This window comes from Pseudobdellovibrio sp. HCB154 (genome assembly GCF_046267985.1).
In the GTDB taxonomy this organism is placed as follows: Bacteria; Bdellovibrionota; Bdellovibrionia; order Bdellovibrionales; family Bdellovibrionaceae; genus Pseudobdellovibrio.
In genome coordinates this window covers 1,342,853-1,364,686 of record NZ_CP176530.1, presented here as the reverse complement: position 1 = coordinate 1,364,686, position 21,834 = coordinate 1,342,853, and the positions used below count along the sequence as shown (strand labels likewise).

Here is a 21,834-nt window from a genome sequence, read left to right as displayed (position 1 = left end):
TTATCGGCATTATTGCGTTTATCCTGAAATGTTCCGGAACAGTTGTTGGTACATCAAATATAATGATGTCTCAGATTGAAACGATTATTTACAGATTGGTGCGGATGGATCTTTGGCGCAAAGATAATCTTTAATAGCTTTGTTTTGCTGTTTTAACTCTGCATTTTCTAAGTAGAGCTCTTTAATTGCATTCACCATCGCCCAGAAAATCGGAGTTGTGTTTAATGATAAAAATCCTTCTTTATCTTCTTTCACCGCTTCTGGAATTTGTTTTTGTACTTCTTGTGCAAGAACACCCGTGTAAGTCACAGACGAATCAATTTGTTTTGCATTATCTTTTTTGTAATTAAAATAGATCGTTTCAATATTGGCGATTTCACGAAGGCCACGGTTATATTTTCCAGAAACATCTTTAAGTCTTTCATCAGATGGAACAATCCACGCCGAATCACCACCATTACGGTACGGCGTACCTGTAATACGAAGATCTCCACTGACATCTAATTTGTAAGACGGTGCAGAGTTTGCAATACCTACGTTTCCGCTGGCCGTAACTGTAAAATTATAAGTCGATGCAGCTGCATTCCATAAATTAAAAGAAGTCCCGTATAGATCTCCTAAAGCCCAAACCATAGTGCCATTATTACTAAAACGAATGGCCGACGAGTCTCCCGCGCTGACTTTATTAAGTGTTAAAACTGGGTCAGTCACCATCACCATATTAACTCCGCCAGTGGCTGCTTTGGCTTTAATTTCCAGAGATGAACTTGGCGAAGTAGTTCCACCGATTCCCACTTCACCGGCTGAATCGACATGAATTCTGTTATTACCAGAACCATCTGAAATAATAATATTATTCGTTGCTCCGGATACTGATGAGCCATTGTTTGAACCTAAAATAACATTACCTGTACCTGTTGTGATGGCGTTACCCGCTCCGGTACCAATAGCTGTATTATAACTTCCCGTCACTTGTGAAAGAGCACCGTCACCGATAGCTGTATTACGAACACCGCTAACAACATCATTCAGTGTGTTTCCACCCATGGCCACATTATACGATCCTGTTGTTAATGCTTGAAGCGAATAATTACCAATTCCGTAATTGTAAGAACCCGTAACGCCGGCTGACTGACCACCATTAGCCATAAAGTTCCAAGTCGTACCAAACAACGTGACGCCACCAATTTGTAATCTTTTATTTGTTGTATCCCAAGTAAAATCACTGGCTCCACCGAATGAACTTCCGCTTTTATATTGAATAGCGCCATTCACTGAACCTGATACTGCCGCTGCTGAAGTTTGAGTTGTTGCATCTGGAAATTTAAACCCGCCCGATGAAGAATGAATTGTTCCGTCCACTGTTAATTTACTTGAAGGCGTACTTGAACCAATACCCACATTACCTGTTGATAACATTGTCATAACAACTGGCGCATTATCACCTTCATTGCCGATTCCGCTTTGCGAAAGTTTTATATTCATCTGCGTGTTCGCATTGGGATTTGCAGTATGACGACCTAATTCAAAACGCGCCACCGAAGACCAACTGCTCTGATTTGCACGCACTAACACCAGCACTGGTTTTGTCACGTTCGCGACTGTTTCAGCTGCCCCTGAAGCCACAAGCACAGCCGCCGCATATGTAGGAATATCTAAGTATGATGGATTGTACACACCATTTTCATAGTTCACACTAAGCGGTACTTTAAGGGTCGTCGCATTGATGCCTACATATCCAGAAGCATAATTAATACCTCCAGTAACACTAGTCCACTTCGATCCAGAAATCGATCCACTTGCCACCGGCGTGTAACCTAAAGCTGTTGTGATTGTACCTGAAGTTAACGCTGTCCAAGTTCCTAAACCTGAAGCATCAGAAGCTAAGAATCTACCGGCTGCTGGAGAACCACCGGTAATTTTAATTTGTCCACCAACTTCTAATTTTGCACCAGGGTTGGTCGCACCAACACCGACGTTACCAGATGGTAACACCGTAAATTGTTCAGAACCAATACCCATCGCGATTCGGCTTGAAGTTGTACTTATGCCTTGCCCAACCACAAAAATATTATTTGATCCACCACCACCGGTATTAATCGTATTGCCGTCACCAAAGATGTAGGCTTTATTTGAACCGCCACCTGAATTTAAATACGAGTTACTATCACCGATTAAAAATCTTTTATTACTCGCATTCCCTTGCAGTGTTTGCGTGCTACCAGCTGAAAATTCTCCGTTCACTTGAAGTTTTGCAACTGGAGCTTCTACACCAACTCCCACATTACCGCCGTCACGGTTAAAAATCGTGTTGTTACCTAAAGCATTAATATAAAGAGGTGTGGCGAAAGTTTGAATCCAAGCATAGTTAGAATCATACATACCCATCGATAATGATGTTGGATTTGCGGTACTTCCGATATTAACGGCAGCATTGGCCTGCGAAGTATCTGCCGAAGCTTTTACGATATTTAATCTTCCGGTTGGTGCAGATGTTCCCATACCGACATTACCACCACCAGTCGCCATAAAAATATTTCTATTCGAAGCATCTAATTGAAAATCATAAGTGTTAGCGCTGTCAGAGGTAAATTTTAAAAGTTGACCTATACCCTGTATATAATGATTTCTTTGCGAAGTTCGTTGTAAAATTAAAAAATTACCATCTGTAGCAATGGCACTGCGAATTGTTCCAGATACATCCAGTGGCACAATCGGATTAGTGGTACCAATACCGACATAACCTACTGGATTAATTCTTAATCGCTCTGAGCCATCAGTTGCCAACGATAAAACGTTCACTGACGGTGAAAACATACTTGGACCATTAGCAAAACTATAACCGGGATCTTGGCCCGTGCCATTTATTTGCATTGGCACTTGTGAATACATTGTCCACGGGTCCACTTGAACAGCACCGACTAAATCGACAATATCATTTGAAAGAGTAATGCCTGCTGATCCACTAGCTACTAAAGAAATGCTGTTAGCCCCTGAACTATAAATTCCAGTATCAGAATCGCCAGAAATAGAAAGCCCGGGAGCTGAAACTGTTCCTGCACTCATTTGAAGAGATCCACTTGAAGCTGCACTTAAAGCAGTCCACACTGTACCATTACAAAATTCAACTGAACCAGAGTTATATCTTAATGTACCTGCGAAGTTCACAGCACAACTTGCTGATTCCATACTAATACGGACACCACCTGAAACTTCTAATTTCGTTACCGGATTATTTGTGCCGATACCGATATTTCCTGATGGATTAACTACAAACTTATATCCACTGGTCGTACCATCGTACACGCCGAAATAACCTGCACCGGTAGAGTTGGCAGATCCTGTAGAGATTAACATATACTCATGACCGCCGGCTGACGAATTTTTTAATGAAAGATTCGCACCAGATGTTCCTTGATTTTCAAGCATAATGCCTTCATCAAAACCGTTGTCGCTATATTGAATATGAAGTTTGCGTAAAGGATTTGCTGTTCCCATACCAACATTGCCACTTGAGTAACTAATTGATGAACCTGATGTTACCCATTGTGAAGATGTGATCGAAGACACTGATGAAGCCAGCGCATTCATAGAAGTCGTTAATGTATTTAGCGAAGAGCTTAATGCTGTGATTGAACTGCCTAAACTGTTTACCTGTGAAGTTAAGGTCGTTACCGAACCACCAAGTGAACTTACTGTTGAAGTGACTGTCGTAAATGAGGCTTGCGGCGTATACGAAGTTGAAAGCGTTGAAGGATCTACTGGTGTATAACCTAAAGCACTCGTTACATCGTTAGCTGTTACTGTATACGAAGTTCCACCGCCGGCAGTAATACATTGAAAGCTTGCGCCGTTATATTGAAGAGCTTGTGAAGCTGCACATGTGGGGATTGTGCTGTACTGAACAAAAGCTGAATCAGCTTTGCCATTTAATAAAGTGGCATTATCAGATTTCCAAGCGTACATCGCATACGGAACAGCATTGATAATCATCGCCGGCAGAGTTTGCCAACCGTTCGTGTCTTGAAACTGCATCACGACTTTACGATTGTCATTCGCTGCCGGAGTATAAATCCCTGGAGTTTGACAGCTGTACGATGTTGTTGCGTTATTAAAAACATTTGCAAATGCTGATGCCGTTCCGCTTGTTGGAAATGAACGAACTCCTGAACCCAGTGAAAAAGAAATCAACCCTGCACTGTCAGTCATGTTAATCGCTGCGAAATCTTCAACGTATAAAACACACGATGCTGACGGATCTAAAATCGTAAAACGAAAATTTACGCTGGCTGCTTGAAGCGGATATCCATCAGGTTTTATGATTTTTGCTTGATAAGTGGTTCGTAAAGGCGAAGCATGGGCCTGCAGTCCGAAAACCAGACTAAACAACAAATACAAAAAATGCACCATTGCCATGCGCTTCACATAGATATTATCGGCAAAAACGTCTAGGTTCTGGAGGTTTTCAGAGTGAAAACTGTTTATTTACAGATAGGTGCTGATGGGTCTTTCTCACAAAGATACACTTTGAGTGTCTCATTTTGTTTCTTCAATTCATCCATCGCTGCTTTATCCTGTTTTCTAGCATCTTCTAAGACTTGAATTCGTTCGTCGGTTTTTAATAACCATTCACGAATTTCTTTAATCGCATTGATCACCGGGGCAATTAAGTTTTGATACGCCACTGATTTAAAACCTTGCGCATTTGTTTTAACCGCTTCAGGAAAAACTTTTTCTACCTCTTGCGCGATTAAACCAATTTGTTTGTCAGCTTCTTTACTACTATCTTTCCAATAGTATGTTACACCATCAAGTTTTGAAACTGCATCAAGTGCGTAAGGGATAGAAGCGATGTCACGTTTTAAACGCACATCTGAACTTTGCGTTAATGTTCCCGTCAAAGTTGCATTACCGGTTGTATATAAACTGAAATAACAAGCACCGATACCAAAACACATGGAATCAGATCCTAACGGCGCTCCCGTCGATGAAGAATACCAGCGCCACTCTTGCCCTCCGGCCGCCGAATTTTTATTTGAAATAATTGTATATCCACCAGCATTATTCGTATTCACCGCTAAACTATGAGCTGGCGCTACAGTACCTATACCAACATTACCCGCTTTAGTAATAGCGATGCGAGTTGTGTTATTCGTCATAATGCCTAAATCATGATTCGACTCTGTGCCGACTAATCCTACGCCACCATAACCTAGCGCATATCCAGCGTAAGAATTGCCTGATAAACTATGACTGTAAACCCCAGTGGTCACGGATACAGTCCCATTATCTTGCGTTGAAACCATTTTCGCATGATTACTTCCGTGCACATCTAAAACTTTTTGCCAACCGTTCACCGTTGATGGACTAGATGTACCGATACCGACACTACCAAAATTATTGATCGTCATGGCCTGAGTAATAGCACCGGCACTTGCTGTATTATTTGTGTAAAAATCCATGTACGTGTCATAGCTACCACCACGACGAAAAGCGATCACCGCTCCCCCGCCTGATCCACCTGATTGATAAGTGATGGCATCTTGCGAAGAGTTAGAAACGTTACCCTGAATATTTAGACCATTACCTGCGAAAGCACTCACAAGTGTTTGCGGATTGCCATTTGATATAGAATTTCCGTTAATCTGCACTTTGTAAGTTGCACTGGCTGTGCCGATACCGACATTACCGCCGTAGGGTTGTAACGTTAAGCTTCTGTACGTCCCACTATCTGCTGAACTGATTCCCCAAACATTTTCACTGATCCAACCGATTCCTAAGTAATCTCCGTTAACCGATTGAGAATTTCTAAAATAAGTATTTGCACCTGTTCCATTTGAAATGAAATCCGTCGTATTAGAAACATCAAGTTTTGCACCAGGATTTGATGTACCAATACCCACATTACCAGAATTCATCACAACCATTCTTTGAGTCATAGAAACTGGAAGTCCTGGCGCTGTTGTTTGCGCTGCCGCAGTTAAAAATTCAATATCTGCGCCGACGTGTAAAACCGAGCGCGGCATATTGGTAGTATCGTATGAAGATAAATACGGAACACTTACACTATTTCCAGCTTGAATACCGTAACCTAAAAATAATCCACCTGATGAATAACGCGCGCCAAGCACGCCGGTTGTTTCCGATGATGACCCGTAGCGGGCATAAAGCATATCTGCCCCGGCTGTTGCAGCCGCTGTACCGACGCGAATAGCTCCCAAAACATCTAGAGTAGCTGCTGGTACAGTCACACCACCCATACCCACTGTCTGGCTTGCTGTTACAACTAAACCCGTGCTTACACCTAAGTTTTCATCTGGCCCGACACCAAAATATCCCGTCGGCGCAAGACCTGCATACATTTGATAGATTGTATTTTTATAAAGAATATTTGCATTCTGATTATTTGCGCGCTCTAGAGTTAGTATATTCGGATTATCACCGTAAACATGAAGTGGTGCAGCTGGATTTGCTGTACCGATACCAACTCCGACACTGCTAATACGTGCTCGTTCAACTAAGCCTGTTCCAAAAACGATAGAGCCTGAAGTGACTTCATTATAGATATTAAAATTATTCGATCCAGCCGTCGGAAACCCCAGATAAGCTGTACGTGAAGTTGGAGTAGCCGTTCTTGCAAAGTACTGAATATAAGCGTGATCAACACTGCCCGCTTTTATATTAATACCGCCAGCACCACCTGTTGTTGTAATATCACCATCAACTTCCAACGCTGTAGTTGGAGTTGAAGTTCCTATACCGATATTACCATTTACTAAGACACGTAAACTTTCTGCATTATCATTGTAAAGTGAAAGAATACCTGTGCCCGGAGAAAATAATCCCGTATCGCCGTCACCAGAAAAAGCATAACCATTTGTAGAGTTATTCGCGTTATTCGGAGCCCCTGTGTTCGCCCTAAAACCTGTTGCTAAAACTTGCGCTGAGCTACTCACTGCTCCTGCGACATTTAAATTACCACCGATACCGACACCACCCTTAACAACTAAAGCTCCAGTGCTAGAGCTTGTTGAAGTTAATGTGCTTGATACAATCACCGAACTTGTTGGCGTCATCGTGATGTTACTTGAAGAATTTAAATTTGTGGCATTATCAATAGTGCCCGAAGCAGCCCCCGCAGCAATCACACGACGATTTCCGCTGTCATCGGTTAAATAAAAATTAGAACCGTCGTATTCCATCGCGCCTGATTGCACAGCTGATAATAAAGTTCCTGCGGTAAATCGCACTGGAGCTACTGACGAAGTGCCTGATGTAATTTGTAAACGAGCGACTGGAGCAGTGACTCCTAAACCTAAATTACCTAAGAAATAGTTGCGCGCTAAAACATCGTCTTGCGCAAAACCCCAACGTGAACCAACGCTAGCTCCACTTAAACTTGGTGAGGCTAATCTTAAAGCTGTGTATGAATTCACCGTACCCGCACCTAGTTGCGAATCAATATATAATCCAGTCATCGAAAGCGTTGTTGGTGAGGCGCCACCAATATTACTGTGGCCGAATGAAATATGTTCGCCAAACATCGCATTTAAAGTTCCGTTATCGTCTACGCCCGCTGTCGTGTTACGAACATTACGATTAGCAACGCCATAAGCCGTTGATGTATTCGTTGCACCGCTAGCAACTTGTGGCTTTAACCAACTATGCACTCCAGCTAAATTATGCCCGCCTGATACAGTTGTCGTGTGAACTAACGAAGAATTAATATGATATAAAAGAGTGTTGCTGACGGTAGTTTGTAGCTCAAGTCGTCCCGTCGGATTTGAAGTTCCGATTCCCACGTTACCCGTGCTATAAAAAATATTTGCGCCGTTCGTTGTCCACTGCGAACTTGTGATTGCACCGAACGAGGCTGCCATCGCGTTTTGCAAACTAGCTACACTTGAAGATACCGAATTAACTGTTGAAGAAACAGAGTTCACCGTCGAAGCTAATGCATTAACTGATGATGAGACTGCGTTAGCCGCTGCAGAAACTGAATTCACAGCTGCGGAAACAGATCCTACTGTAGAAGAAAGTGTTGTCACACTCACCGCATCTGCTGGCGTGTAACCAAGTGTAGCTGCAATAGCTGCACTGGTTGCAGCTTGTTTATTTGAAAAATTAAGATAATCGCTGTAAGAAATTACACCGGCTGTCGTTGCTACCGCAGAAGCATACGGAAAATTAAATGTATGCACTGTGCCCGTTGAAGAAACATTCGGAGATGTTCCTGAATTAGCAAAAGCAAAAGTTTGCGAACCAGAAGTTAAACCGTTGATCGCTAAAATTCCAGCGCCACTCACACCAAACGCAGCCCAATTTGTTCCGTTACAGTATTCAACAACACCCGCACTATAACGTAATGTACCTGCTAAACCTGCTGTACAAGCTGAATTTTCTAAACCGATGCGAATACCACCGGATACATCTAATTTTGTAACAGGTGTTGATGTGCCGATACCGACAGTGCCACTTGCCTGAATCACAAATGCAGGAGTTGTGTAATTTCTAACAACAAGTAAATTTGCATTTGTTAAAGTCGTGTTACTTGCTGAGCGTCCATCAATAACAATGGCTGCACCCAGTGCTGTTTGTAAATCGTAAGCCGGCGGGATTTTACCAACAAGCACACCACCATAACCACTGACACTGGCTGAACTGTATTCAAACATTGGCAAATAACGTGACAAACTTGAAGTACCTTCAGTAACCGCAAAATATCCACCCGTTGTACCATCAGTCACTTTGAACTGCGTTGTAAACCCGGCTGATGCTGGTGCATTAATTTCTAAAGCCGCCGTCGGAGCACTTGTGCCAATACCTACATAACCTAAATCATAATAAATACCAGATGCTGCTGCCGTCCATTGTGAACTTGTGATCGCAGCCAGTGATGCTGTCACTGAATTTTGCAAACTTGTCACCGTACTCGAAACAGAAAACACCGTTGAAGAAACCGACGCGACATTAGCATCTGTTGTAGCTAGTGATGACGAAATAGCTGTTACACTGGCTCCATTGGCTGGCGTATACCCAAGAGCTGTGATCACCGAGCCTGACGAAACAGAACCACCTACAGCTAAACACTGAAAGCCAGTTCCTGTGTATCTTAAGGCTTCAGAAGCTGCACAAGTTGGAATTGTTGAAACTTGCACAAAGTCTGAAACAGCCATGCCGTTAAATTTCATCGCATCATTGGCGTACATCGCGTACGGAACAGCATTAATGTTCATCGCAGGCAATGTTTGCCAACCGTTACCGTCATTAAACTGCATTACAATTTTTCGTGCATCATTAGCAAGTGGTGTGTAAACCGCTGGAGGCCCACCACCCGTATCACAGCCCATGTTTGGCGTGATATTACTAAAAACTTGTTCAAATGTAGTTGCACTGACTGGAAAAGATTTAACGCCACTACCAAGCGAGAAAGAAATCAAACCGCCTGTGTTACTCATATTCACAGCTGAATAAGATTCAGAAAATAAAATACAACTTCCTGCCGGATCTAGAATCGTAAATTTAAAATTTACACTTGAAACTTCAAGAGGATAACCATCAGGTTTTACAATTTTAGCTTGATACGTTGTGCGTGAAGGACCCGCGAAAGCAAACGCCGCATTTAAGAAAATAAATGCAAATGTTACGAACGCAAAATGATTCCACCAACGTGTACTTTTCACTCTTAACTTGTCGGTATTTTTGACAATTTAATTAAATTTCAAGACCTGACTTTAGGCTTAAAATGAATCAAAAAATGTTTCATTATGAATCAGTGAGAAACTATTTTTCTAATTTAACAATCTATTTACAAATCGGAGCGTTCGGATCCTTGGCACAAAGATAGCCACGAATATCTTGAAGTTGTTTATCTTTATCAGCGTTTTGCTGTTTTAACATTTCGTTTTCTTCTTTGATCGACGCGATTTCGCGCGCATGTTTTTCTAGCTCAACATCGTGACCTAAAATCTTGTGATAAAGCTGTTTGATCGCATTCACCGCTGTCCAGAAAACCGCATCACTTGTGAAATGTAAAAATCCTTTTTCATCTGTCGTTACCGCTTCAGGAACAACTTTTTGCACATCTTGTGCGCGGATACCGACATACTCTTTATCCGACGGTAAACCTAATGCATTATCTTTTTTGTACGTAAAATAAATTGTCTCTAAACCAAGTAGTGCATCCATACCACGCGTGAATGACCCACGACTTTCTTTTAAACGCATATCTGAAGCTATTGTCCACGTGTTGGTTCCTGGTTTTGCCGCCGAGTCATTAAGTAACTGTAACATGTACGTTGGATTCTGTACGCCGATACCGACATTTCCTCCAGCTGAAAATGTAACACGGCTCGCACAAACATCACCAGCTTCACATAAAATTCCATTATTATTGGCATCGTAATACTCGTAGAAACTAAGCCCTGTTGCCGGTCCATACTCTTTCATGTTATAGATACTCCACTGAGTATAATAAGGTGTCGCGGCGGCTGAATTACGGCCAGATACACTCACCTGACCCAAGATACCGCCCGTGCTGTCTGAATCCGAATTGATATTACCTTTTACATGTAATCTTGAGCTAGGACTTGCAGTACCAATCCCGACATTACCGCTCGCATCAACACGCATTCGTTCGCTATAACTGTGCGAAGCTCCCGGAGTTAATCCCCCAACGGTAAACATTTGAATCGAGCCATCACTCACCGTCAGAGCTGCCGCCGATGTAGTATCGGTCACCCACATAGAGCCGTTATAGCGTGATGAACTAAGAATGATACCTTCGCCAGATGACGGAGCTGTGATGTAACCATTGACGCTGTTATTACTCACTTGGATTTGCGACCCAACAGTTGTGGCTTTTGAAACAACTAATGCGGCTGTTGGTGATGTTACTCCAATACCCAAATTTCCACCGAATGAAACATTTCCAGTCTGAACCCATAAAGCCAGAAGTTCACCGACTGTTAATGGTGATGACGCCACGTTCGGTGCGCCGTCAATTTTTAAAGTTACAGCCCGAGTTAACGTTGTTGAAGTGCTGGCCGTATATCTTGCGCCTACCATATGATCTAGAAACACATCGCCACTTAATCCGGTAACATCCATCAGATCAGAATTAGATTGGCCAAAGATCGTACGATTATTTGATCCCGTTGACGATACTGGTGTCGACACCTGCAACCGAGCTCCAGGATTTGTCGTACCAATTCCCAGTTCTCCGCTGGCTGACAATGTCATAAGATTTGTCGTCACAGGAGAACTTACAAAAAAGTCAGGACTTGATTCAAAATAGAATGATGCGCTTTCAGTACGTAAACGCACATCATTTGGATCACCGGCTGAGTTATCTTTAAATGTTAATGTCGGTTGATAGTTTTGAATCACAATACCATCGTCATCATCTTCTAAACCAAGTGCTGCAATATTACCCGCTTGCACATGTAGCGGAGCCAGTGGTGTTGTAATACCAATACCTAAATATCCCGTAGGATCTAAACGCATTTTTTCAGATTGTATAATTGTACCCGACGCCGTTGTTAGAAACTGAATATAAGCGCCTTGCTCAGTGGCCGTATAATTTTGTGCGGCTCGAAGCATAATACCTGCTGCAGAACCCGAGGCAAAAGCCGTTCCGTAATGACCAACACCTGAGAACGAACCCAGGGTATCATTTGCCTGAACTGCGGTTGGCGCAGCTAGTGTTCCGCGTGAACGAAACATTTCTAAATTTGGCTGCGTACCAAAACTTGATCCGCTGTACTGAATGCGAGCAACTTTCGTTGTACTTTCAGATCTTACATCTAATTTCGCCAGCGGAGCAGAAACTCCAACACCGATATTACTTGTCGTTAATGTTCCTGAAACATTTGTATCACCCGCAATACCGACACCACCATTAACGATCAAGGCTCCTGTTGATGAGTTTGTACTTGCTGTTGTTGAAGATACAACAACTGAACCTGTTGGAGCTAAGGTAATATTACCTGTAGAATTAATCGTTGAAGCGTTGTCGATACTTCCTGTTGATGAGCCAGTAGCGATTGTGCGACGTTGACTTAAACCATCAGTCACATAAAAGTTAGTACCATCATACTCCATCGCACCTGCTTGCGCTGCTGAAAGTAAAGTGCCTGATGTAAATTTTAACGGAGCTAATATTGCACTTCCGGCAGAAAAATGAAGTCGCGCAGTTGGTGAGGCTGTTCCAAGCCCTAAAGTTCCCGATGAAGTTAAACGCATTTTTTCTGTTGGGCTCTCGGCATTACTCGCCGTTAAAAACGCAAGGTCTGCCGTGATACCAGTAGCTGAGCGCGCCGTGAATATCGAGCGAATAATCGCTCCGTTATCTGGCTCTAAACTAGCATCATTTGTTGCAAAGAAAATATCCAAAACGTTATTCGCCGTTATATCTTGATTCATCAAATAAATAGGTGCATTACCTAATGTATTCGGATTATTTGTTTCAACACGAAGCTGAGCCGTATTATTTGAAAGATGTAATAACGAAAGTGGAGAACTTGTTCCTACCCCCACATAACCGTTTGCCATAATACGCATTTTTTCATTAGCTGTTAAAGATCCTGATGCTGTTGTGTAGAATAACAAATCTGTTTCCGCAGATGTTGCTGTCACATCGCTTGGTCCATACGCTGCAACCCCTGCTGCTTTGTATGTGCCTTCGTTTCCGCCTTCTTTACCACCGAACCATAAAGATCCTAAAAACCCTTGTGGATTTGTGCCACCACTTGGATTTGTGGTAATCATGAAACTACCTTCACTACCCAGCGGAATCGTCGCTCCGGATGCTGTTGGTTTTCCGACGATTTGTAAAAGAGCTTCTGGCGCAGTCGTGCCAATACCGATATTACCTTCACCAGTCACAACCATTTTTGTCGTCCGTGAGTTTGTACCTGAAGCTGTAGTATCAAAAACAATACGTGTTCCTAATGTACCTGAAGCCGCAAAATTTTCATCGGCCATAAAACGAATAGCTCCTGAATTTTGCGAAGGAAAGCCTGCACTCCCCGCTCCGTCATCATAAAAACCATTGGCATAAATACCACCGATAATATCGCTTACATTAATGCGTGTTGGTGCTGCCAACGGCCCACGTGCTCTTCTAAAAATTAGACTGCTGTTGGTTGCTGCTGAGACAGAATTATACTGTGCAAGTGTTAATGTCGCCGTTTCGCTTGGTAAGCCAGAATCACTTGTCACATCAAGTGGTGTTGTAGGTGCAGACGTACCAATACCAACTTTACCAGCACTGTAATAAATATTTGTTCCAGATGTAGTCCACTGCGATGAAACTATCGCGCCCATTGAGCTAGTAAGATTTGTCACAGATGAGTTTAAAGTCGTTAACGAACTTGCAAGTGTTGTATCTGTAGCTGCTAAAGCTGTGATCGAAGTTGATAAATTATTTGTGGTAGCTGTGACAGCAGTAAATGAAGCTGTCATCGATGCTTGATTGGCCGGCGTATATGTTAAGGCTGAAATCACTGCACTTGAAGTAATGGCTCCCGCATTAAATGAATTCCACGTCGTTCCGTTACAGTATTCAACATTACCTGAATTATATCTTATTGTACCCGCCAGATTTACAGCACAAGCTGCAGATTCCAAACCAATACGTAAACCACCATTTACATCAAGCATGGTTGTTGGCGAAGTTGTTCCAATGCCAACAAAACCGTTATGCGCAATACGCATACGCTCAACTGAAGCTGCGGTCGTACTTGACCCGCGAGTATGAAATCGAATTGAAGCAGCAGCAGTCGCATCACTCCAAGTTTCTTCAGCCGACATTAAAATTTTAGCCGCTGATGTATTTATATACTGTGTTTGACCATAACCAACAGCTGCGATTTCTAATAAAGTTTGCGTATTTGATACCGGAAGCGGGGCTGCCGCAGTTCCGTTAGCACGAAGAAAGTATAATCCCGAAGTACCGCCGTAAGATTCAATACCAACCGTCGTAGCCCCGCTACCTGGCTTAGTCACATGTAAACGGTAATTAGGATTTACTGTACCGATACCAACGTTACCGGCATCATAACTAATATGAGTTCCGCTTGTTACCCATTGTGATGAAACTAGTGCGGACATTGAAGCTGATAAATTTGAAACCGAAGTTGAAAGACTTGATACCGTGTTCGACAAACTAGACACTGTCGATGAAACTGAAAAAACTGTTGAAGAAACAGAGGCTACGGTTGATGACACTGATGATACATTTGAATTCGTCGTTGCAAGCGAAGAAGAAATCGCTGTTACACTGGCGCCATCAGCTGGCGTGTAGCCAAGCGCTGTTACCACAGAACCCGATGTTACAGTTCCACTACCGCCAACAGCTACGCAATTAAAACTAGATCCGTTGTAACGAATCGCTTCACTAGCACCGCAAGAAGGAATTGTTGAAACCTGTACGAAGTCAGAAACTTGTAAACCATTAAACTTTAGCGTGTCGTTAGCGTACATCGCGTACGGAACAGCATTAATGCTCATCGCTGGTAATGTTTGCCAGCCGTTACCATCATTAAACTGCATCACGATTCGACGCATATCATTGGCATTCGGAGAATAATTCGCAGGACCACCACTATCACACGCTAAGAAAGGCGTGATATTTGAAAACACTTGTTCAAACGTTGTTGAGCTTACCGGAAAAGATTTAACCCCACTACCCAAGGAAAAAGAAATTAAACCACTTGTTGAAGACATATTCACAGCGTTGTAATTTTCAGAATATAAAATACAAGTTGCTGATGGATCTAAAATTGTAAATTTAAAAGTTACGCTTGAGGCTTCTAATGGATAACCATCTGGTTTAATAATTTTAGCTTGATATGTGGTACGACCCGGTCCGGCAAACGCAGCCAGAGTGTTCAACATCATGAACACAAAAAATATTAAGGCAAAATGCTGCAGCAAACGTCCAATCTTCACTCTTAACTTGTCGGAATATTTGACGATTTTATTAAATTTTAGACTTGCGTGAGTTTAGCTTTTTGTTTCAGGATGAAACACTTTGAAAGTAACAAAAACTACTTAATCCAGAGCTCGACCTTTGGTACCCCGTAACTTGAACCCATCAGTTGATCTGATGCGGGAATACCTTCATTCGGTGCTGTTCCCCACACGATATTTGCACCAATCGCATAGAACCAGTTACCACTTCCCACTGAACCATCAGCTAAAGTTGTTCCTGGAGATCCATACTCCAAACCACCCCAAAAATTACTTGTTGAATCAATCGCAATACCTACATAACCAGCCGCAGGTTGTGACCTAAAATCGCTGGTTTGTGTCCACCAGTTTCGCGCATTTGGCATAGGACTTCCGGGCCAATCTATTTTTAATTCATATTTACCCGAGCGCAAAAAGCCAGAGAGACGATTTAAAATTGAATACTTTATCGTGTTCATCGGTTGATTTTGATTACTATTTAAAGCTTCAGCATTATTTGCGAATACCGCTCCTGAAACTGTGTGATAAAAAAGTCTTGTCCAACCACCACCATCAGAAGTCATGTCACAATAAACCGGAATCGGAGATCCTAAACTTCCTGGATCAATCGTATAAATTCCAGAACCAATCGAAGCACCTGCATCTAAGATCGCTTTGCATGAATTGTATGAGGTGTAAGTGTCTTCATCTTTAATCCATAAAACAGTTTCTGATACGCCACCCGATAAAATACTCGTATCAGCGGGAATTCCGTTTTGGACTCCGTAAGGTGCATCACTCCCGATCGCGAACCACCAGTTTCCATGTTCGATAGATCCATCAATTAAAGAAGAATCCACATTTCCTGCGGCGTGAGTACCATTACCTAATTCTAATCCGCCCCAGTTATTCACCTTACTCTCGTTGTACGCTAAAGCTTTGATCGGTACAACACCAGCCACATCGACATCTGCCAATGGATTTGTCGTTTGTAGCCAAATATTTTTTTGAGTGTAACCCGGCCACGTCATGCGAAACTTATATTTACCGTTTGTAATAAAATCTGGAATTCTATTTAAGACTGAATAAAGATTATTAGCCCCATCGTTGGTATTTTTACTCGCAGCTTCTGCAGTGGTTGCGAAAAAACCGCCGGCCACATTGTGACGAAAAATTCTGGTCCACCCACCACCGTCTGTCGTCATATCACAGTAAGTTTGATAAGATGCACCGGCACCAGCTCCATCAGAATCGATCGTGTATAAACCATTCGCTGGGCTTCCGAATAAATTCATAATTTCTAAACACGACTTTGGCTGACATAAAGTTTTAACGACATAACTTGGTGTAGGTGCTGCAATAAATGCCGCCCACTCTGTCGTTGACTTTGTCGGAACAAATAAATCATTTGTCGTATTGTTATTTTGAACGGTGTAACAAGCGCCTTGCGCTGAACCATCTTTAGCATAAATACGCGTTGATCCACCGTTTTTAGGAATGCGATATCCATCCGTCAGGTTATTTATCCCTGCTAAAATCGGTATAAAGATGAGTAATGCCAGAAGCTTTTTCATTTTATTTTTTAAGTAATAACTTTTCTAATCGATCAAGACGCTCTTTAAGCTCTTTGTTTTCTTTTTCTAATTGGTTCATACGTGTTGATGATTTCTCATCAACTGAAGCCACCGCACGTTGCACTTGCGAAACTTGCGTTTCACAACGGTTTTGCGCTTCAACACGTTCTTTGTTTTCTTGTTTTAACGCTTCAACTAAAATGGCAACGATGTTTCCGTATTGTACGGCTTTAAAGCCAGATTGTTTATCTGTTTTTACAAGCTCTGGATAAACAGCTTCAACTTCTTGGGCGATAAAACCCACAGTTTTTTCTTCATTATTACGCCATACGAAATTCACACCGCGAAGCTGTAAGGCTTTTGTTAAAGCATCTGGTAATGTCACGATGTCTTTTTTCAAACGACGATCTGAAGTATATAAGTAAGCTGCGGCTTTAACTGTACCACTTACTTCTAACTCAACACTTGGCGCACTTGTACCAATACCGACATAGCCACTGTTTTTGATAAATAAACCCGAGTTATCCGCAGGTCTCCAAGCCTGGCCAACTGCTACTGGGAAAGAATACTCCAAAGCACCATACATACCATCTACCGCACCGCCGGCCGCTGCGGTTCCTGCGTTAAAAGCCGTCGCTACAGTATTTGCGTGTGTAATACGGGTGAAGGTTGCGTCACTATTATATTCCATGCGAATATTCATAGTATTCGAAGAGCCAGCGCCGCCTTTATTTCTTACACGGAAATACATTGTCGAACCTGAAGTATTTCCTGATCTTAAAACATCAATCACATAATTTTTCATACCATTCCAGCCCGTGCTTCCGAACGCCACTGGAAGCTCTTGCCAACCCGTGTAGAAAGTACCGTTCGAGTATGAAGGTAAACTGACCTGAAATGTTAAAGCATCAATCGTACTTGTAGTATGCACAGACATGTTGAACTTAACATGTGTTGCACGTCCGTTATTTGTTAATGAGCCGATAGCGTAAGTATTATTTGCAGTGCCATCTATTGAAAGCGTCAGATACTCAGCCGCCATACCTGCAGCCGCAATCGAACCATTCACTTCAAGAGTTTTAGTCGGCGCACTCACCCCGATACCCACGGTACCGTTGAAAAAACTTGGACCGGCTGCAAGACCTAAATTCGCGTTATACCAAACAGGTGTATCGCGATTTTGTTCAGCATGAAGTGATAACATACCTACTGAACCTGCTACAAATTGCCCATTAGTATCATCGAATTTGATGTAATCACTATTCGTATTTGTCGCACCATCATGTGAGAAAATAATATAATCGCCGCGCACTGATAACTTACCAGCGATGTCTAGATTTTCTACTGGTGATGTTACATTCATACCGATATTACCATCACCATTAATTGTCATACGAGTCGCAGGAGCCACATCTGCAGTTCCTGTGGCCGTACCCGAAGCTGTTTGAAATAAGATTTTTGAAGCACCTAAACCAGTTGCTGTACCACCTAATAAAACTAAACTGCCGCCACTAATATCAGTTCCACCAGATACCGCACCACCAGCACGCATATAAAGTGATCCGCCAGCACCAGCAGATGCGCGTTCCATACCAATGGTTTTCGTACCCGCTGCAAAACTTAAAGTGTAAGTCGGCGAAGAAGTACCGATACCGATATTTGAATTTAAGAAGTTGAAACTACGTCCACCGGCTGAAAACGGCGTTGTATAAATTAAATCTTTACTGTTACTTTCATCTGTAAAAACAAAATCACCACCATTCGTGGTTTTCATAGTATAAGTATAACCGCCAGCTGACTGAGTACGTAAAAATTCAGAGGCCCCCGAGTTATTATACAAATGAAGTTTTGAAAGTGGATTTGCCGTACCAATACCAACATTACCTGTATTGTAGTAAATTGTTGTTCCTGATGTCGTCCATTGTGATGAAACATTAGTTGCAGGAGCCCACGCTGAACCGTTGTAAGCCAGAACCTGGTTTGTCGTTGGCGCTGTTGATAATACTGAACGACCTTGAAGACCAACAACTGTTAACGAGTTACTGCCCGCTGTTGAACTGACATCTCCAGCCATTGCCGGTAATCTTGCGGCTGCTAAAGTACCAGTGGCACTTGCACTTCCTAAATCAATTGTATTTGCTGTAGCAAAAGTGCCTAAACCTAAATTCGTGCGTGCTGTTGCACTCGAAGTTAAATCAGATAAGTTATTTGCTCTAACTAAATAGTTTCCAAGAGCTGTTGCTGATGCTGGGGTATAACCTAACACTTGCGCAATCGAAGCTGCACTTGAAGTAATTTTATTACTGAAATTCACATAATCAGCATTTGAAATTAAACCCGCAGTCACTGATCCTGTAGCCGATGCTAATGGAATATTTAATGTGTGCACACCGTTTAAAGTACTGAATGCCGGAGAGTTTCCTGTTACGCCATTGGCGAAACTTTGTGTTTGTGAAGCTGAGCCATTAAATGTATTCACACCCACTGTGGCCGCGCCAAACGCTGTCCATGTAGAGCCATTACAGTATTCAACATTACCACCGTTATAACGTAAAGTTCCGGCATAACCCGAACTACACGCTACCGCTTCAGTACCAATTTTTAAACCACCCGATACATCTAAACGAGTTACCGGAGCGGATGTACCGATACCGATATAACCATTATCACGTAAAATCGTCATGCGTGTCGCCGAAACACCGGCCACATAACTATTAAAATTTAAACTATTACCGCCAACGATATTGTCACCCTCAAATGTCAGTCCAAAACCAGATTCAGCATTTGTTGGCGATGATTCAAATAAATAAAGGCTGGCATCATCTAAATCACTATCACCAGTGATTCTAACTTTTGCGTGTGACGAGTGAACTACTGTTAAACGATCTGTTGGGCTATTTGTACCAATACCCACATTACCTGTGTTGTAGAAAATCGTTGAACCTGATGTTGTCCATTGTGTTGCAGAGCTTGCCTGAGCCGGAGAAAAACCTAAGGCTGTTGTCACATCAGAAGATGATAACTGTGCTCCACTTACAACACGGCCTTTGCCATCAACTGTAACTTTCGTGTATTGCGTACCACTTGTTACACCAGCACCTACTGATGCTAATGTTAATACTGAAGAACCTAAAGGAGATGTCGCATCACCAGAAAACGCTGGTAATCTTGCCGCTGCTAAAGTGCCCGAAGCAAATGAAGTTCCTAAATCTAAAAAGTTAAGTGTAGCTAAAGAACCTAAACCTAAATTAGTGCGCGCCACGGTCGCTGAAGCTAAGTCAGATAAATTATTGGCTCTTTGAGCGTATGTTCCAGATGCTGCACTATCAGATGGTGTAAAACCTAAAGCTGTCGTTACATCAGATGCACTTAACTGCGCCCCACTCACAACACGGCCTTTACCATCTACGGTAACTTTCGTATATTGCGTACCACTTGTTACTCCAGTTTGATTTGCCAATCTGGCGTCAGCAATAATACCTGTTGCACTTGCACTTCCTAAATCAACTGTGTTGGCTGTTGCAAATGTGCCTAAACCTAAATTCGTGCGTGCTGTTGCACTCGATGTTAAATCAGATAAGTTATTGGCTTTTACAAGGTAAGTTCCAGATGCCGCATTATTTGCTGGTGTAAAACCTAACGCCGTTACGACATCTGATGATGATAACTGCGCACCACTCACAACACGGCCTTTGCCATCAACTGTGACTTTTGTATATTGTGTACCACTCGTAACACCAGCTCCTACTGAAGCTAATGTTAAAACTGATGATCCAGCTGATGATGAAGCATCACCTGAAAAAGCTGGAAGTCTTGCCACTGATAATGTTCCTGAAGCTAACGCTGAACTTAAATCTAAATAATTTAATGTAGCTAATGAACCTAAACCTAAATTAGTACGAGCTACAGTCGCAGAAGCTAAGTCAGATAAGTTATTTGTTTTAACAGCGTAAGTTCCAGAAACAGAACTATCTAACGGCGTATAACCTAAAGCTGAAATCACTGCCGCTGAAGTCGCATTTAATTTATTCGTAAAAGTTAAATAATCAGAATTAGATAATAAACCAGCTGTGACCGAACTTGATGCCGCTAACGGAATATTAAACGTGTGCACACCATTTGCTGATGAAATATTAAATACAGTTCCAATAATTCCCGTGGCAAATGTTTGTGAACCTGAAGTTGAACCGTTGATGTTTGTAATACCAGCACCGGCCACACCAAATGGTAACCATGATGTTCCGTTACAGTATTCAACAGTGCCAGAATTATAACGTAATGTACCTGCTAAACTTGCTGCGCAAGATGTTGCATCCATACCAATACGGATAGCACCCGATACACTCACATTACCTAAAGAATAAGAAATCGAAGTGCCGCTCGTAGTCCATTGTGATGAAACCATCGCCGCCATTGAAGCTGATAATCCTGAAACCGTATTTGAAATTCCAGAAACTGTTGATGTTAAATTTGAAACTGAAGTTGAAAGTGATGATACCGTTGATGAAACTGAAAACACTGTCGAAGACACAGACGCGACCGTCGATGACACTGATGATACATTGGCCTCAGTTGAAATTAACGACGATGAAAGTGCATTCACAGTTGCGCTGTTAGCCGGTGTATAACCAAGAGCTGAAACAACCGCTGCTCCAGAAACACTTTCCGGAACTGGAAGAGTTACACAAGAAAAACCCACGCCATTGTAATGTAGCGCTTCACCAGAACCACATGTTGCAAGTGATGCTACTTGAACAAAGTCAGCTTCTGTTTTGCCATTTAAATTTTGTGCGCTATTTGCGTACATCGCATACGGAACAGCATTAATCGACATAGCAGGCAGAGTCTGCCAACCGTTGCCGTCATGAAATTGCATTACGATTTTACGAGCATCACTGGCAGCCGGAGAATAGTTTGCAGGACCACCCGTATCACAAGTTAAGCTTGGAGTGATGTTTGAAAAAACTTGTTCGAAAGTTGTTGTTGCTGAAGCTGGATAAGTTTTAACACCAGAACCAAGTGCAAACGAAATTAATCCACCTGTACCCGTCATATTCACTGACGAATAAGTTTCAGAATATAAGATACAGCTTCCTGCAGGATCTAAAATTGTAAATTTAAAATTTACTGTTGAAGCTTCAAGAGGATAGCCATCTGGTTTTACGATTTTTGCTTGATAAGTTGTGCGGTTAGGCCCCGCAAACGCAGCACCTGTTTGCAGAAATGCAAACACGAAAACGATACTTAAAAAAATCAGATGATTAATCTGCAACCCGCGTACGTCCTTCACAGACAACTTGTCGGTATT

At 42.3% G+C, this 21,834-nt stretch carries 5 protein-coding genes; all 5 read right to left on the bottom strand.

What is annotated here, in order from left to right:
• Nucleotides 1–84: 84 nt before the first annotated feature.
• Nucleotides 85–4,416 carry a tail fiber domain-containing protein gene (locus ACKWCF_RS06770; RefSeq protein WP_409480252.1) on the bottom strand — a complete coding sequence of 1,444 codons (4,332 nt, stop codon included), beginning with the start codon at nucleotides 4,414–4,416 and terminating at the stop codon, nucleotides 85–87.
• A gap of 65 nt (nucleotides 4,417–4,481) precedes the next feature.
• Nucleotides 4,482–9,683: a tail fiber domain-containing protein gene (locus ACKWCF_RS06765; RefSeq protein ID WP_409479947.1), complete on the bottom strand. Its 5,202-nt coding sequence runs from the start codon at nucleotides 9,681–9,683 to the stop codon at nucleotides 4,482–4,484.
• Between the two features lie 121 nt (nucleotides 9,684–9,804).
• Nucleotides 9,805–14,901: a tail fiber domain-containing protein gene (locus ACKWCF_RS06760; protein WP_409480251.1), complete on the bottom strand. Its 5,097-nt coding sequence runs from the start codon at nucleotides 14,899–14,901 to the stop codon at nucleotides 9,805–9,807.
• Between the two features lie 149 nt (nucleotides 14,902–15,050).
• Complete coding sequence (locus tag ACKWCF_RS06755; RefSeq protein WP_409479946.1) at nucleotides 15,051–16,526, bottom strand: fibrinogen-like YCDxxxxGGGW domain-containing protein; 1,476 nt, start codon at nucleotides 16,524–16,526, stop codon at nucleotides 15,051–15,053.
• Nucleotide 16,527: 1 nt separating this feature from the next.
• Nucleotides 16,528–21,816, bottom strand: a complete 5,289-nt coding sequence (locus ACKWCF_RS06750) for a tail fiber domain-containing protein (protein ID WP_409479945.1) — start codon at nucleotides 21,814–21,816, stop codon at nucleotides 16,528–16,530.
• Nucleotides 21,817–21,834 lie beyond the last annotated feature (18 nt).

Coding starts and splice junctions, on each gene's coding strand:
- ACKWCF_RS06770 (WP_409480252.1), bottom strand. CDS start 4,416: ATGGCAATGGTGCATTTTTTGTATTTGTTGTTTAGTCTGGTTTTCGGA.
- ACKWCF_RS06760 (WP_409480251.1), bottom strand. CDS start 14,901: ATGATGTTGAACACTCTGGCTGCGTTTGCCGGACCGGGTCGTACCACA.
- ACKWCF_RS06755 (WP_409479946.1), bottom strand. CDS start 16,526: ATGAAAAAGCTTCTGGCATTACTCATCTTTATACCGATTTTAGCAGGG.